Origin of the sequence: Kitasatospora sp. NPDC086801 (assembly GCF_044745805.1) — a bacterium.
Lineage (GTDB): Bacteria > Actinomycetota > Actinomycetes > Streptomycetales > Streptomycetaceae > Kitasatospora.
The window spans coordinates 20,602-34,571 of record NZ_JBIVAX010000062.1 but is presented as its reverse complement, the minus strand read 5'-3'; the positions used below and the strand labels follow the sequence as shown (position 1 = coordinate 34,571).

The window sequence follows — 13,970 nt, the reverse complement described above, 5'->3', positions numbered from 1 at the left end:
ACGAGCTGCGGCCGGTCGGCCTGATCGGCCGCGAGAAGATCGGCGGGGTCACCGCCGAGATCGCCACCGTGGACCTGCCCACCCACGTCACGGCCAAGAAGGTCGCCTCGATGCTGGTCGAGATCGCGGGCGCCCTGCACATCGACCAGGTCCAGCTCGACATCCAGCAGGCCGGGCCCGCCGGCCGCGTCAGCTTCTGGGTCGCGGACAAGGACCCGTTCGCCGACTCGCGCCGCTCTCCGCTGCTGGAGGTCCGCGCCGTCCTGGACGCCTGGAAGGACGGCATCCCGGTCGCGTTCTCCAAGCGCGGCCACGCCATCAAGGTCAAGATCAAGGACAGCTCGTTCCTGATCGGCGGCATGACCCGGGCGGGCAAGGGCATCGCGATCATGTCCCTGGTCCTGGGCGCGCTGTTCGACATGCGCATCAAGGTCCGCTTCTTCGACGGAAAGGAGAGTGGGGAGTACAACAGGTTGGCGCCCATGCTGAACACCTTCGTGAAGGGCGACCCGCGACGCCTGGCGGCATTCCTCGCGGTCGAGGTCGCCGAAATGAAGCGGCGCATGCACCTGCTCGGGAAGATGGGCAAGGCGAAGCTGAGCCCGGAAATCCTCGCGGAAATCGGCGGCCTCGAACTCGTCATCGTGGACGAATTCGCGTCCTACACCGACCTGGAGGCCATCAAGCTCCACCTGGCCGAGGTCGGCGACGAGGAGACGAAGGCCGAGGACCTGCGGGACGCCATCATCGGCTCGTTCAACCTGCTCAGCAGCCAGGGCGCGGCGGGCGGCATCATCCTGGTGCTGTCCACCCAGATGCCGGAGGTCGCGGTCATTCCCTCGCGGCTGCGGAGCAACGTCACCTCGAAGTGGGCGATGCGCACCGAATCCGCGCAGCACTCCAACAACATTCTGGGCGGCGGAATGTCGGGCACCGCGAATGCGGCGCTGATTCCGCTGGAGCAGCGCGGCCGGGGAATCCTGATGACCCCGGACATCGGCATCGTGGAGAACCGGTCGTTCTTCATTGACGACGAGGCGGGCGAAGTCGAAATGGTGGCCAAGGTCGCGTACGCGCTGCGCGAGAAGGCCGGCGTTCTGCCCGGCGACGTCGAGGACCAGGTCGAGGAGCAGCTCTACCGGCTGACCGGGATGTCCTCGGTGGCCGGCGGCATCGGCGAGGACGTCGGGATCATCGTGCGGGGCCGCAAGGCCGGGGTGCGCGGCATCATCAGCGCGATGCTCGCGGTCTTCGAGAACGCCGGCAACCCGGACCGGCTGACCACCGAGCAGCTGGTCACCGCGCTGGTCGCCGCCGACCCGGAGCAGTGGGGCGGCCTGGCCCAGGACACCGCGTCGAAGACCGGCACGGAGGTGAAGAAGGCGATCGAGGCGCAGCTGCTCGCGGACGCCGAGACCGAGGCCCGGGCGCCGCGCAAGCTCGCCTCGAAGGAGTGGTCGAAGGACGGCGGAGGCCGCGGCTACCTCCTCGCGCACGTCCGCGAGGCTGCCGGACTTGCCCCGTAATGTCCCCCCGCGATGGGGGCACGACGGCCCGCGTCGTCGCAGGTCAGCGCCTGCGATGCCCCTGCGACGCCGGGCCCGCTGCCCGCGACGCCGTCGTGCCCCCATCGCCCCCGTCGTGGCCGTCGTCGTGCCGCTGACCTGCACCGTCGTGAGACGTCTCGGGCCCATCGCGGGCCCCAAACCCTGACAAAGAGGACTCCGTGATGGACCGCCAGACCACCGCCTTCTTCCCGCAGATGATGACCACTCAGCAGGCTTCCGGCTCCGTCTACCTTCCGCCGGCGGGCGCGGGGCAGCCGCTGCAGCAGTACGTGCTGACCGACGCCGCCGGGCAGCAGGTTCTGGTGACCGGGGCCTTCCAGCAGCAGCCGCAGGTGGTGCAGCCGGTCCTGGTTCAGCAGCAGCCGGCGCCCGGCGCGGCGGCGGGCCCGGTGGTGCCGGTGTGGATGGTCAGGGCCGGTTTCGGGGTGCTGCTGCTGGTCGGCGGCGGCTTCGGCCTGGAGCTGCTGGCCGGGGTGCTCGACCACCTGGTCCACGTCCTGGGTGAGCTGGTCCGGCTGCTGGTGACGCTGGCGACCGTGCTGGCGGGCGGCGCGGTCGGGCTGTGGGTCCTCAAGGGCGCCCTCGGCTCGCAGCGCGGCGGCTCGGTCGGCGGCGAGGGCGGTGGCGCCCCGTCCGTCACCACCGTGCAGTCCGTCGCGGTGAACGTCGTGAACCAGATCGCCACCGGCCGCCGTGGCCGCAACCACTCCTGACCTGGAAGGGACTGATCACCATGTGGGGCTTGTTCGTCTCCCCCTACCTGCGGCTGTACGGGCCGCTGACCGTCGGCGAGCAGGTCGTGGCCTGCCCGCAGTGCGGCGACGCCGGCGAGGTGAACCGCGGCCACAACTTGAAGGTCGGCTCGACCGAGCTGCGGTGCGGCGCGAAGAACCACCGCTTCCGCCACGAGGCCGTCACCCAGGAGGTGGTCGACGCCGTCGCCCGCCAGGGCAAGGGCCGCTTCACCTTCCCGTGCGGCGACCTGGGCACGGTGACCGGCTCGACCACGATCCGCGGGGTGTTCCGGGAGGACGGCGAGCGCGGCGGCGGGCTCTTCCGCCGGCGGAGCCCGCGCGGCGGTGGCTCCTCCGGCGGGCAGCGCGGTGGAGGTGGTGGCGGTGGCGGCCGCCGTGGCGGCGGCGGGTCGGGCGGCCCGGGCCTGGGTGGTCTGCTGGCCGCCGGCCTCGGCACGGTCAACGCGACGCTGGGCACCGTGAACGCCACGGTCAACGCGGTCGGCCAGGGCGCGAAGGCGGTCGGCGAGGTCGCCAAGGTCGCCAACAACGGCATCGGGGTGGTGCGCGACGGCACCGGCCTGCTCGCCGCGAAGAACGCCGCCGCCTACCACCAGGCCGCCGACGAGCGGTCCGCCGCCGAGGCCGCTGCGGCGCGGACCGACCGGGTGGCCGAGCGCAAGCACGAGCAGAAGCTGCAGGGCGTCAAGGCCAGGGAGGCCGAGGCCAAGCGCGACCACCAGAGCGTGCTGGCGCAGGCCCGCGCCGCGCAGGCCGCCCAGCAGCAGCGGGCCGCCACCCCGCAGGCCGCCCGGCGCCGCGCGAGCGGGAAGGCTGGCGGATCCGCCGCCACCACCACCCGCGCCGCCATCCGCCGCCGCTCCTGACGGCGACGGCGCCCAGCCCCGAGCCCCCCTCCCCCCGCTTCGGGTGGCTCCCCAGCCCAGACGAACCCGCACCGCACCACCTCGACCAGGAGGAACTCCCGTGTTCAACGCCAAGGACCGCGTGCTGATCGTGAGCTGCAAGGACGACCCCCGCGCCGTCGGCCGCATCGGCTGGATCGTGGACGAGGTCCCGCCCGGCCCGCTCACCCAGGGGCGCTGGACCGTCAACGGCCTCGGCTTCTTCATCGGCCCGACGCTCTGCGAGACCGCCGAGCTGCAGAAGGTCTGACCTGTCCCCGCCCTGACCAGGCAACTAGTCAGCAAGCCAGCAAGCCAACGAGCCAGCAAGCCGGAGGACCGCCCGCTATGCAGCACCCGAAGATCAGCTTTCGTACCCTCGCCGCCCGCTACGCGGCCCCGCTCGCAGCCCTCGCCGCCCGTCACCCCGACGGCCAGCCGCTGGAGAACCCGTACGCGGTAGACCCGGACGCGCTGTGGCGGATGGTGGGTCAGGCCGAGGTGGTGCTCGGCCGGGCCGACTACGAGTTCGCCGAGGTCGAGGCGATGAAGGCCGGCATCTTCCTCTCGGCTGCCACGCGCTGCGACGAGAGCGACCGGCCCGCCCTGCTCCGCCAGGCCGCCCTGTGCCTGGACGAGGTGGCCGAGGTCGTCGGCCAGTTCCTTGCCGAGCACCCGCTCCCGCAGCTGGCCGAGGCACTGCCGGTCTGCCCGCCGGACGAACCGCTCCCCGCCTGACCGGCGGCCGTGCCGCTCGGCCTGGCGGTGGTGGGCACGGGGGTGCGGGTGAGGGGCGGTAGGCGGCGGGCCGCGCCCGGCGCCGGCCGGGAGGCCCCCCGGGGCCGAGCGGGCGGCGACGGTGAACGCGCGGGCCGCCAAGACGGTCAGCCGGGGGTGCCGGGCGCGAACGCGCCCGTCCGCTCTACACCCCTCCCGACAGGCGCCCAACCCGGCCCGCCACCCGCTCACCTGCGGGTTAGCCAGCAAGCCAGCAAGCCGGGCGGCCTTGATCCCGAGCTATCTAGCAAGATTGCCCGCCGATCGGCGGCCCGGACCGGGGCCGGAGGCGGTGGGGTCAGTCGCGCGGGCCGCTCCACAGTCGGCGGCGCGCGGTCGGGGCGGCGGGCTCGGCGACGGCCTGGTCCTCGTCGTCGTCGGCCGGGAGCGGCTGGGCGTGCAGCAGCGGCCAGGCCGGTCGGACCGGCGCGGAGGAGGCGGGAGAGGCGGAGGGTCCGGTCGGCAGGCTCAGCGGCCGGCGGGCGGGAGGCGTCATCAGACCATGATCCACCCCGGTCACCGGGTCCACCGGATCCTGCGCCGCAGCGGGATCACCGGGGCGCTCGGCCGGTCATCGTCCGCTTCGTCCACCGCCGGCGCGGCGGGGACCGGGGCGGGCAAGTCCTGCGGCCGGGGCCTGGCGTGCCGGGGCGGCCCGGTCGGCGGCGGGCACACGGCCGGGCCGTCGCAGCTGCCGCAGGTGCAGATCCGCGGCGAGTTCTCGCCCCGGGGCCGCCGGTGCCGCCCGGGGCCCTCCTCCGTGACGTTCCAGGCCATGCCCTGCCCAACGACCGCCCGGCCGGACCGGTACGCCCGGGTCAGAGGCCGGGGCCGGCCACATGCGCGCCGTCTACCTCCACGATCAGCGCCGGGCATCGCGGGCACGACGTCCGGCCCCTGACCCACCGCCAGCCCTGCTCGTGCCACAGCGACCGGCGCCACTGGCAGGACGCCCGGTACGTCGCCCCCTCGTCCTCGGGGTCGACCAGGTCGGTCGGCATCGCGTCGGTGGCCTCGCAGGTCGAACAGGTCACGGCGATGTTGCGCAGGGTGCTCGGGTGCATGGCGGCCATTGTGCCGGGTGGACCGGGAAGGGCCGGTTCACCCGGACGAAGGACAGTTCAAAAAAGGGAAGGATAATGACGGTTATCCTTCCCTTTTCTCGGTAGGGTCGGGGCATGACTTCCACCCCGGATCAGACCCCGGTCGAGGACGACGTCGCCGTCGCCCTGGCCGCCATCGAGCAGGACCGCGTCGAGGAGGTCGAGCGCGCGAAGGCGGAGCTGGCCGCCGCGCTGGAGAAGGTCGGCCACGCCGAGGAGCGCCTGGCCCAGGTGCGGGCCGGCTCCCGCATCCCCGACCGCGAGGCCGTCTCCGTGCACTCCGGCGCGCTGGCCGCCGCCACCGCCGTCGGCCAGGACGTCATCGCCGGACGCGGCACCGCGACGAAGGCCGACTTCGACGCGGCGCGCGAGCGGGCCGACGCCGTCCAGCGCGGCCTGGCCGCCCTCGGCTACCCGGTGAACGGGGGCGCCCGATGAGCAGTGCCGAGAGCCGACCGGAGACCTGGACCCACCGCTGGCGGCTGCACGCCGCGCAGTGGTCCGACTTCCACCGCTTCCTTGCCGCCCGGCTGGTCGAGGACATGGGCGAGAACTGGATCAGCCCCGCCGACCCGGGCCTGCGCGCGCTGCGCGCCCAGGCCGAGGTCCACGCCGACCTCGCCCGCTACCGCGACCACTCCCTCGACGGGATCGACGCCGGGCTGATCGACGGCCTCGGCCTGGCCCTGCTGCACGAGGCCGCCGCCCGCTGGGCCGACCACCCCGACTACCAGTCCGGCTGGGTGCCGCCGCAGGGCGACCCCATGAACCTGCTGAGGTACGACTACCGATGACCGAGCGACCCGAGGCGTACCACCACACCGCCGACGCCTGGACCGTCGGCCGGCTGCGCGAGGCCCTGGCCGGGCTGCCCGACGGCATGCCGATCGCGCTGGCGGTGCCGGACGACGGCCGCCCCGTCCCGCTCGGCGACTCCTACGACGACGAGTGGGTGATCACCGGCACCGAGTTCCAGGTCAAGCAGTGGGGCGGCGAGCGCGGCGACGAGATCGACAACCACGTCACCCTGATCGTGGACCGGCCCACCGGGGTCTGGGAGCTGCGCGAGGGCGAGCGGATGCCGGGGGAGCGGTGACCGAGCTGGCGCTGCGGACGGCGGGCGCCCTCGCGCCCGCCGCTCCGCTCGACCCCCGCGACGACTGGCCCGACGAGGCCCGCCGGCTGCGCGAGGACCTGGCCGCCGAGTGGGGCGAGGACGACCCGCTGCCCGACCTCGCCGGGGCCTGGATCGCCCACTACCGCAGCTCGAACACCCGCCGGACCTACGCCCGGCACTTCCGGGTGTGGAGCCGGTACTGCGCCGAGCGCGGTCAGCACCCGCTCGCCGCGCTGCCCGCCCTGGCGGACGCCTTCGCCCGGCACCTGGAGACCGCGCCCACCCTGGTCCGGGTCCGCAACGGCCGGTACGGGGAGATGGCGCCGACCGGCAAGCCGTACTCGGACGCGGCCCGCGCCAACGTGCTCTCCGCCTGCAGCAGCTTCTACAGCTACGCGGTGCGGACGAAGGCGCTGTCGACCGGCGACCCGTTCGCCGACGTGCTGCGTCCGGCGATCGACCCCGACCACTCGGCCACCGAGGGGCTGACGCCGGAGGAGAACCTGCGGCTGGTCGAGGCGGCGCGGGCGCGCTCGAAGCGGGCGTACGCGCTCGTGCTGTGCCTGTACGTGCTGTTCCTGCGGGTGGACTCGCTGCTGGCCGCCGATGTCACCGACCTCGGCTACGACCGCGGTCACCACGTGCTGCGGCTGCGGGTGAAGGGCGGCCGGGTCAAGCGCAAGGCGGTGCCGCCGATCGTCTGGCACGCGCTGCAGGACTACCTCGGCGGCCGGACCGACGGGCCGCTGTTCGTCACCAGGACCGGAGCCCGGCTGCGCGAACCGGAGGTGTGGAAGCTGCTGCGGCGCCTGGCCCGCCGGGCCGGTCTGCCGCAGGTCGACTCGATCCACCCGCACGTGCTGCGCGGCGACGGCATCACCGATGCGCTGGAGGCCGGCGACAAGCTGGAGGACGTCCAGGACGCGGCCGACCACCGCGACCCGCGGACCACCCAGCGGTACAACCGCCGGCGCAACCGGCTGGAGCGCCACCCCGGGCACGGCCTGGCGGCCCGGCTCGCCGACCGCCTCGCTGCCGACGACGGCGACCTGGTCGACGCCGAGGCGGACTCGGGCGCGCTGCCCGGTCAGCTGGCCGTCCCGATGCCCTGAGCCCGGCTTCCCGGTCGCCGGAGCACCGTCGGAGGACGCCACAGGGAAGTTGTCGGCGTCCTCCGACCCCTTGTCCGCACCCCTTGTCCAGCAGGTCAGGCCCCTTGTCCGGGCCGGTCGCCGGGGTGTTCGTGGGCAACTCCGTAGACCACTCCGCAGGCCACTCCGTGGGCAAGTCGGTAGGCCACTCCGCAGACCATTCCGTAGGCAACCTCCCGGTTCGGGTCGGCGACCTCCGGGCGGCCGGCTCGTTGGGCAGGCCGTGACCCGCCGCCAGCTCGGGCCCGGCCCCGCCCTGCGCGAGGCCCTGGCCGACCGCACTCCCGCCCAGCGCCGCCCGCCGTGGCTGCCGGAGGACCCGGCCGTGGCCGTCGCCCGCCGACGGGCCGACCTCCTCGACACCGCGCTGCCCGGCCTGCAGGCCCGGGCGGAGAAGCTGGAGGACGTCGACGCCGACGAACTGCGGGAGACCGCCGGCTTCGCCCGCACCCTCCGGGACGACCCGGTGGCCACCGTCGACCGGACGGTGCGCTCGGCGCTCGCGGAGCTGGCGGCCTGGGAGAGCGACCTCGCCGCCCTGGCCGCCGAGCTGGTCGCCGCCGACCCGCAGATCCCGCTCGACCCGGCCGCCGCCGAGCGCGGCCGCGCGCTGGACGAGCAGCTGCAGCAGGCCCGCGCCGCGCTGCTGGACGCCGTCGCCGAGTACCACCACGGCGGCCACGGGCCACGCCTCGGACCGCGTCCCTGGTGACCGCCCGCAGGCCCGCGGAGTGCTCGCAAACCCCCTGGACAATCGCGTTTGTCCAGGAGGTTTGCGGCCGGTCGGGGCCGCCGTAACTGTCCTCATAGGTAACTGTCCCGATCGGCCCGCCGGACAGTTACGCCTCTCGTCGGTTTCGTCACGACGGAACCCGTATCGGCACGCGCGGCGTGACGATACCTTGGTCCTCCTCCGTGATCATGGTTCTGTTTGGGGTTCCCTTTCAGGTCCTCTTTGGGGGTCTGTTTGGGGTCTCGTTTGGGGTTCCGTTTCGGGTTCCGCAGGACGGTCGGTGACGTCGGCGCGGACATGGGCTCTGACCTGCAGGACAAGGGGGTCGGCGGGCTTGCTCCGGGACGCCGACAACTTCCCTGTGGCCCTCTCCCGCGCGGCTGCGGTGCCGGGAAGCCGGCCGGTGATTCGTCACGGCGGAACCCCGTCGGGTCGTGATGCATAGGAGTGGGCTGGTCGGCTCGGTGCCTTGATCATCTCGAAGTGTCTGAGGTGTGGCCGTTCGTGATCTTCGTTTTCGGGTCGGTCTGGTCGGTCGGGATCGGGTTGCTTCTGGGGCTGCTTCTGCAGGCTGCTTCTCGGGCTTGCTACTCGGGCTTGCGGCTGGGCTTGCTACTCGGGGTTGTCCCAGCGATTCGGCGCCGGACGGCATCCGTGCAGGTCAACTCATGGACATTGCGTTGTCCATCGGGCCGACAACTTCTCCAGGGCCTCGATGGCCCTGGAGAAGTTGCTCTCCGGCGCCAGCACCTCGGGTGTCCCGTGCGGCCTGCCCTGGTGTCCGGCTGCGCCGGCGGCCGTGCCGTCGCAGCCGCTCGGCCCGGCCGGGCCCGGTTGTGAAGGGCCGGTGTGTTTCCGGACTTTCCGGACCGCGCTACGCGCGCGCCCGCGGCCGGGGGCGTGGTGCTGCCCGGCGCGTACGGGCCCCGGCCCGGGAGCGTCGGCCTCGCGCCGGGGAGTGCCGCGCGGGGCCTGGGTCCAGGGCGCGGCAAGCGGCCCTGGGACCCGAGGCGGTCACCGCCGGGCCGACCACCCGGCGCGGCCGGACGGAGCGGTCAGCGGCCCCGGCCGCGCCCCTGGTCCTGGCCGGGCGGGTCGGTCCGCCTCGGCGCCGGGTGGGCGGTGGTGCCCTTGACCGGCTTGGTGCCCTTGGCGGTGCCGGGCGCGGGCGGCCGGCTGACGGTGGTCGAGCGCAGGTGTGCGGCCTTGGTGCGGCGGGCCTGGATCCGCTCGGCGTCCTCGGCCCGGTTCTGCTCCGGCGTTCGGCCGGCCCGGAGCCTGTCCTCGGCGGCCAGCGGTCGCAGGGCGGCGACGGCCTGGTCGAGCTGGCGCTCGGTGGAGATCGCGGCTTGCCGTGCGTTCTCCAGCCAGGCGACCGCCGCGCCGCGCTGCTGGGAGTCCTGGGCACGGGCCTGCGCGGCGAGGGCGGGCAGGTTCGAGGTCATCTTGATCAGCTCGGCGCCCGGGTCGGCGACACCGGGAGCCGCGGCCAGCGCGCCGTGCAGCGCGTCGGCGGCCTCCTGCTGGGCGGTGTCGCGCAGGGCCTCGGCGACCTTGGCACGACGGCCGGCCTCCTCGGCGAGCGCCGCCTCGGCCTCCTTCGTGGTGCCGACCACGGCCAGGACGAGCTTGGAGCGGCGGGACTTCTTGGCCGCCTCGCTCTCGGCCCGGCGCAGGCCCTGGGCGAGGGTCTGCTGCTCGGCGGCCAGCGCCCGGAACTCGGCGGCCCGGCGGTGCAGGTCGGCCGCCTCGCGCAGCGCCTGCAGCTGGCGCTCCAGCGCGGCGGTGCCCTCACCGCCCTCGCCGGTGACGGCGCGCTCCCAGCGGACGACGTCCTCGCGGCGGGCCGCCAGTTCGGCGAGCAGCTGCTGCGCGCGGCCGCGGGCGGCGGTGACGCGGGTGGCCAGCTGTTGGTCGTTCAGTTCGCCGGCGGGCCGCTCGGCCCAGGCCGGGGTGGCGGGCACGGCCTGGTGCTCGTCTTGGGCGGGCTGCTGCTGGGCGCGGGCGGTGTACTGCTCCAGCAGTCGGCGGGCCGGGTCGGCGGGCACCGGCCGGGGGGCGGGCTCGGTGTCGGCGATGGCGGCCGCCGCGTCGCGGTAGTGGGCCAGCAGCTGCGCGGCCGGATCCGGTGCCGGGGCGTCGGCCGCCTGCCGGGCCTGCCCCTGTCGGGTGGCTTGAGGTGCGGGAGGAACCGGGCCGGGCGCCGGAGCCGGAGCCGCGTCGCCGGGGGCGGGCGGGTCCTGGCGGGCCAGCACCGGCGAGAGTTTCGACCACGCCAGGTCCGGCGCGACCTCGCTGGCCTTCACGAAGACCGGCACGCCGCCGCGGGCCTGCCAGCCCGGCAGCGAGAAGCTGTAGCCGTTCATCCTGCCGGTGCTCGCCCGGTTCGCCTTGAAGAGCACGCCGAGCCCGGCGAGGTGCTGCTCGAAGACCTCCTCGCCCCGTCCGGCGGCGGCCTGCCGGGCCTCGCGGACCAGGCGGCGCACCTTCTCGCGCTCAGGCTCGACACCGCGGCGGCGGGCGGCGGCCAGCTCGGATCCGGACTGCACGCCGGGGCCGGCCTTGCGGAACCGGGAGCGCGCGGGGACCAGGCCGTGGGCGCGCTCGATCTGGTCGGCGACCCGCCGCGCCTTCGGCCGGTCCCACCGGTCGGTGACCAGCACGCCGTCCCAGTCGACCCGGGCGACGGTGAGGTGGACGTGGTCCTGGCCGTGCCGAACGGCGACCCAGTCGCAGTTGCCGAAGCCCATCCCCTCCACGAACTGCTTGGCGATCTCCGCCCACTGCCGGTCGGGCAGCACGCCGTCCTCGTCCGGGAGGCTGAGGCTGCACCGCCACACGGCCTTGCGGATCTCCGGCCGGTAGCCGAGGTGGTGGTCAATGGTCCTGGCCACCTGCTGCCAAGTGCCCGGGATGGTCGAGGCGACGATGCGCGGGTCCACGTGTTCGTCGTGTCGCCCGGGGCCGAAGTCGTAGGCGAGCCCGCCGTACGCCTTCCTGCCCTTGGTGATGTTGGCGATCACTGCTCGACGGCTCCGGCATCGAGGCCGGCGGCGACGTCGGCGTGCTCCTGGTCCTCGTCGTCGTCCTCGTCCATCGGCTTCATGCCGCGGATGGCCAGCGCGGCGTCGCCGACCTTTCGGATCGCCTCCTGCAGGTCCCGGTGCAGCTCGCTGTCGCGGTGGGTGTACATGACGAGCTGGTTGAGGTTGCTGCCGATCGCGGCCAGCTCCCGGTAGGCGGCGCGGTTGATCTCCGGCACGTGCGGGACGTCGCCGGGCACCCCGGGGTGGCCGCTCAGCGCCTCCTCGACGGTGGCACGGACCCAGGCCGCCCGCTCCTTGCGCTTCGTCTTGGCACGGGCGGCCTCCCACCGCTCCAGCTCCGAGTCGGACAGCCGCACCGCGATGTTGTGGGTGCGCTCGCCCGCCTCGGTGAGTCGTCCGCCGGCCATGGTCCTGCCTCGCTGTTCGTCGCTCGCGGGTGCCGCCGGACGCGCCCCTGGGCGCGGCTGCGGCACGGCGAGCGGCCCCTCGGGCCGCGCGCCGGACCGGCCCCCTCGGGGCCGGTCTCCCCCCGCCGAGGCCGCGCGTAGCGTCGGCCCGGGCGGGGGCCAGGTGCCCCAAGCGTAGCGCCGGGGCATACCTGGCTCCTGCTGCCGGGCGGGACTGGGCGGCCAACGCCCTGGCCTGCTCGGCAGCAGGCGGCACCCGCTGCGCTGGGCCTTTCAAGGGCACCATCATGCCGGAGCCGCCAAGGCTCCGGCGCCGGCGCTTGCGTCGGCGAGAGCGGCCACCCGGGCCCGCCTCCGCTGACGGCGCGAGGTCCCCGGGCGGCGGCGAACCGGTCGTGCGGTCAGCGCCGGCGCTTGCGGTCGGCGCGCTCCTGGCGGCGCCGCTCGGCCCGGCTCGACCCCTGCCCGGCCGTCGCGGCGGGCACTGCGGGAACCGGCTCCGGCATCGGAAACAGCGCGCGGACGACGTCGGCGAGCGTGCCCGCCAGCAGCGCGACGTCCGGGTCGGCGGACCAGACCGACGGCCGCCGCAGGACGTCGACCAGCAGCGGCTGGACCAGCGCCGTCCACTCCCTCGCCGAGGCAGGCCGGGCCGGTCGAGAGTGCTCGGCCCGCGGCTGCAGCGTGACGGTCCGCTCGACCGTGACCACCCGCTCGACCACCTCGCGCACCGCCTGCGTGCGCACCAGCCCGGCCGCGACGTCGGCCTCCAGGCGGTCCAGCACCGTCCGCAGTTCCCAGTGCCGGGTGCGGTGCGCGTCCGAGCAGAACTTCCCCGGGCGCCCGGTGCCGGCGTACTTCACCGGCTGGCCGCACCACCCGCAGTCGCGCTGCACCAGGCGCTCGCGCACCACCGACTTCTCCGTCGTCCGCACCACGTCCGCCCTCGGCGGAAGCTCCTGGTCAGGCTGTTCTTTCGTCACAGACGAAACCCTAGGCCAGGTAATGCACATGGTGTGGCGGCGTGGAAGGTGTCGGTGGAAGCGGGTGCGGTGGCGCGGGGCTGGAGGGAGGCGGTGAGTGCGGGTCGGGGGGTGTGCTGCGGAAGGGCGGAGGGGTGGTCGAGGGGTGCGGGCGGTGGTGGACGTGGCGGTGGGCGGGGTGAGCGGCGGCGGGGCTGGGTGCGGTAGGGAGTGGTGGGTGCGGTGGGTGATGGGGTGCGGAGCGCGGGGGGACGACGGGGAGGGCGGATTATCTAGCGAGATTGCGCGAGAGAGGCGGGGAGATAGAGCGAGCCCCTTGGCCTGGGGCCAAGGGGCTCGGGTGCCGGCGGTCGGCGGGTCAGCTGTCGGCGGTGCCCTCACCGCGCAGCGCGCGCAGCTCGGCGAGGATGGCCTGCTGGCCTTCCTGGAGCGCGGCCTGGCCGACGGCGAGGCCCCCGATCGCGTTCGCCATCGTCTCGACGGCCCGCTGGAGCGCGGCCAGTCCCTCGCCCTGCTCGCGCTGGGTGTCGCGCAGCGCGGTCAGCAGCTGGTTGTTGGCGCGGCCGACCGCGCGGACCTCGGCGGCGTCGCGGTCGGCGAGCGCGGCGAGGGTGTGCGCACTGCCGGCCTGCTCGCGCACCCGCTCCATCTCGGCCTCCAGGGCCTCGACGCGGTGGCGCAGCTCCTCGATCCCGTCGCTGTCGTTCATGTGCTCCATGGTGCCCTCTCCTCAGTTCGCCCAGCGGGTGAGGGCGGCGTCGGTGGCGCTGGAGGCGGTCTTGGTGATCAGGCGGCCGGTCCACCGGTCGTACGCCTCGGCCGCGGCGCCGGAGAGCCGCACCGTGCTGCCCTCGGCGGGGGTGCCGATCGCCTGCAGCAGCAGCGCGGCGTCGGGGTCCTCGCCGGGGTCGAGCATCTCCAGCGCGGTCTGCAGGTCGGCGACCAGGTCCTCGCCCTCGTACCGGCGCGTGCTCGGGGAGACGCCGTTGCCGCGCTGGTCGGTGAGGCGGTCGGCCGCGTCCCACAGGATCTGGGCGAGGTCGCCGTGGTCGGCGGGCCGGCCTGGGGCCAGGGCCCGGCGCAGGTGCTCCAGCAGGCTGGCCATCACCTGCAGGTCGGCGCGGGCCACTCGCATCGGGTAGAGCGAGGCGCGCTGGTAGCCGGCGCCGGTCTCCAGCGAGTAGGCGCCGGGAACGCCCTCGCGCTCGTCCTCGCCGAACAGCAGCAGCCGCGGGCGCCGGTCGAGGATCCGGTCCCACGCGGCGGTGACCGCCGGGACGTCGAGGGTGGCGGGCAGCCGCCAGTCCTCCTCGTCGGGGCCCAGGCCCTCGGCGGGCTGGAGCCAGGCGATCAGCGGGTCGTCCACGGTGTTGAGCACCGCGAGGACCTCGGGGATGTCGGGCAGCAGGGCGAGTACGGTCTCGCCGGCGGGGGTGTCGCTCACG

The 13,970-nt window shown here is 74.6% G+C and carries 17 protein-coding genes; 10 read left to right on the top strand and 7 right to left on the bottom strand.

Translation table 11 applies throughout. The features are described 5' to 3' along the window. From ACIPLC_RS36185 to ACIPLC_RS36165, 5 genes are all read left to right on the top strand, one after another. The coding region (locus ACIPLC_RS36185) for an FtsK/SpoIIIE domain-containing protein (RefSeq protein WP_400477304.1) at positions 1 to 1,526 on the top strand (1,526 nt) is incomplete at its 5' end. 203 nt (positions 1,527 to 1,729) lie between these two features. After that, positions 1,730 to 2,281, top strand: a complete 552-nt coding sequence (locus ACIPLC_RS36180) for a hypothetical protein (protein ID WP_400477303.1) — start codon at positions 1,730 to 1,732, stop codon at positions 2,279 to 2,281. A 29-nt stretch (positions 2,282 to 2,310) separates the two neighbouring features. Continuing rightward, positions 2,311 to 3,189, top strand: coding sequence for a hypothetical protein (locus ACIPLC_RS36175; RefSeq protein WP_400477302.1), 879 nt, complete (start codon positions 2,311 to 2,313; stop codon positions 3,187 to 3,189). Positions 3,190 to 3,289: 100 nt separating this feature from the next. Then, positions 3,290 to 3,478: a hypothetical protein gene (locus tag ACIPLC_RS36170; protein WP_400477301.1), complete on the top strand. Its 189-nt coding sequence runs from the start codon at positions 3,290 to 3,292 to the stop codon at positions 3,476 to 3,478. A 77-nt stretch (positions 3,479 to 3,555) separates the two neighbouring features. Beyond that, a complete protein-coding gene (locus ACIPLC_RS36165) occupies positions 3,556 to 3,945 on the top strand; it encodes a hypothetical protein (RefSeq protein ID WP_400477300.1) in 390 nt (129 codons plus the stop codon). Between the two features lie 337 nt (positions 3,946 to 4,282). On the opposite strand, the gene ACIPLC_RS36160 is transcribed toward ACIPLC_RS36165, so the two are convergent. Beyond that, positions 4,283 to 4,480, bottom strand: coding sequence for a hypothetical protein (locus ACIPLC_RS36160; protein ID WP_400477299.1), 198 nt, complete (start codon positions 4,478 to 4,480; stop codon positions 4,283 to 4,285). Positions 4,481 to 4,802: 322 nt separating this feature from the next. Beyond that, positions 4,803 to 5,048: a hypothetical protein gene (locus ACIPLC_RS36155; protein ID WP_400477298.1), complete on the bottom strand. Its 246-nt coding sequence runs from the start codon at positions 5,046 to 5,048 to the stop codon at positions 4,803 to 4,805. Between the two features lie 114 nt (positions 5,049 to 5,162). Here ACIPLC_RS36155 and ACIPLC_RS36150 point away from each other — a divergent pair, with 114 nt between their 5' ends. The 5 genes from ACIPLC_RS36150 to ACIPLC_RS36130 all read left to right on the top strand — a co-directional run bounded on the left by ACIPLC_RS36150 (position 5,163) and on the right by ACIPLC_RS36130 (position 8,067). Then, positions 5,163 to 5,525 (top strand): hypothetical protein, encoded by a 363-nt coding sequence (locus ACIPLC_RS36150; RefSeq protein ID WP_400477297.1) that lies wholly within the window; start codon positions 5,163 to 5,165, stop codon positions 5,523 to 5,525. Then, positions 5,522 to 5,881 (top strand): hypothetical protein, encoded by a 360-nt coding sequence (locus tag ACIPLC_RS36145; protein ID WP_400477296.1) that lies wholly within the window; start codon positions 5,522 to 5,524, stop codon positions 5,879 to 5,881. Before ACIPLC_RS36150 ends, ACIPLC_RS36145 begins: the two co-directional genes overlap by 4 nt. Continuing rightward, a complete protein-coding gene (locus ACIPLC_RS36140) occupies positions 5,878 to 6,183 on the top strand; it encodes a DUF6225 family protein (RefSeq protein ID WP_400477295.1) in 306 nt (101 codons plus the stop codon). The genes ACIPLC_RS36145 and ACIPLC_RS36140 overlap by 4 nt, the downstream gene beginning before the upstream one ends. After that, complete coding sequence (locus ACIPLC_RS36135) at positions 6,180 to 7,316, top strand: tyrosine-type recombinase/integrase (protein WP_400477294.1); 1,137 nt, start codon at positions 6,180 to 6,182, stop codon at positions 7,314 to 7,316. Before ACIPLC_RS36140 ends, ACIPLC_RS36135 begins: the two co-directional genes overlap by 4 nt. 262 nt (positions 7,317 to 7,578) lie before the next feature. After that, positions 7,579 to 8,067: a hypothetical protein gene (locus ACIPLC_RS36130; RefSeq protein WP_400477293.1), complete on the top strand. Its 489-nt coding sequence runs from the start codon at positions 7,579 to 7,581 to the stop codon at positions 8,065 to 8,067. Positions 8,068 to 9,143: 1,076 nt separating this feature from the next. On the opposite strand, the gene ACIPLC_RS36125 is transcribed toward ACIPLC_RS36130, so the two are convergent. From ACIPLC_RS36125 to ACIPLC_RS36105, 5 genes are all read right to left on the bottom strand, one after another. Then, entirely contained in the window at positions 9,144 to 11,111 is a 1,968-nt protein-coding gene (locus ACIPLC_RS36125) for a relaxase/mobilization nuclease domain-containing protein (RefSeq protein WP_400477292.1), read from the bottom strand. After that, a complete protein-coding gene (locus ACIPLC_RS36120; protein WP_400477291.1) occupies positions 11,108 to 11,542 on the bottom strand; it encodes a hypothetical protein in 435 nt (144 codons plus the stop codon). The genes ACIPLC_RS36125 and ACIPLC_RS36120 overlap by 4 nt, the downstream gene beginning before the upstream one ends. Positions 11,543 to 11,943: 401 nt before the next feature. Further along, a complete protein-coding gene (locus ACIPLC_RS36115) occupies positions 11,944 to 12,525 on the bottom strand; it encodes a hypothetical protein (RefSeq protein ID WP_400477290.1) in 582 nt (193 codons plus the stop codon). Positions 12,526 to 12,883: 358 nt separating this feature from the next. Next, the gene (locus ACIPLC_RS36110; RefSeq protein WP_400477289.1) at positions 12,884 to 13,243 is read right to left on the bottom strand and encodes a hypothetical protein; all 360 of its coding nucleotides are present in this window, start codon (positions 13,241 to 13,243) and stop codon (positions 12,884 to 12,886) included. 12 nt (positions 13,244 to 13,255) lie between these two features. Next, on the bottom strand, positions 13,256 to 13,969 hold the full coding sequence (locus ACIPLC_RS36105) for a hypothetical protein (RefSeq protein ID WP_400477288.1): 714 nt from the start codon (positions 13,967 to 13,969) through the stop codon (positions 13,256 to 13,258). Between the last annotated feature and the right edge of the window lies 1 nt (position 13,970).

Excerpts from the sequence above, each read along its gene's own strand:
- ACIPLC_RS36160 (WP_400477299.1), bottom strand. The coding sequence starts at position 4,480 with ATGACGCCTCCCGCCCGCCGGCCGCTGAGCCTGCCGACCGGACCCTCC.
- ACIPLC_RS36110 (WP_400477289.1), bottom strand. The coding sequence starts at position 13,243 with ATGGAGCACATGAACGACAGCGACGGGATCGAGGAGCTGCGCCACCGC.
- ACIPLC_RS36180 (WP_400477303.1), top strand. The coding sequence starts at position 1,730 with ATGGACCGCCAGACCACCGCCTTCTTCCCGCAGATGATGACCACTCAG.
- ACIPLC_RS36155 (WP_400477298.1), bottom strand. The coding sequence starts at position 5,048 with ATGCACCCGAGCACCCTGCGCAACATCGCCGTGACCTGTTCGACCTGC.
- ACIPLC_RS36140 (WP_400477295.1), top strand. The coding sequence starts at position 5,878 with ATGACCGAGCGACCCGAGGCGTACCACCACACCGCCGACGCCTGGACC.
- ACIPLC_RS36150 (WP_400477297.1), top strand. The coding sequence starts at position 5,163 with ATGACTTCCACCCCGGATCAGACCCCGGTCGAGGACGACGTCGCCGTC.
- ACIPLC_RS36120 (WP_400477291.1), bottom strand. The coding sequence starts at position 11,542 with ATGGCCGGCGGACGACTCACCGAGGCGGGCGAGCGCACCCACAACATC.
- ACIPLC_RS36165 (WP_400477300.1), top strand. The coding sequence starts at position 3,556 with ATGCAGCACCCGAAGATCAGCTTTCGTACCCTCGCCGCCCGCTACGCG.
- ACIPLC_RS36145 (WP_400477296.1), top strand. The coding sequence starts at position 5,522 with ATGAGCAGTGCCGAGAGCCGACCGGAGACCTGGACCCACCGCTGGCGG.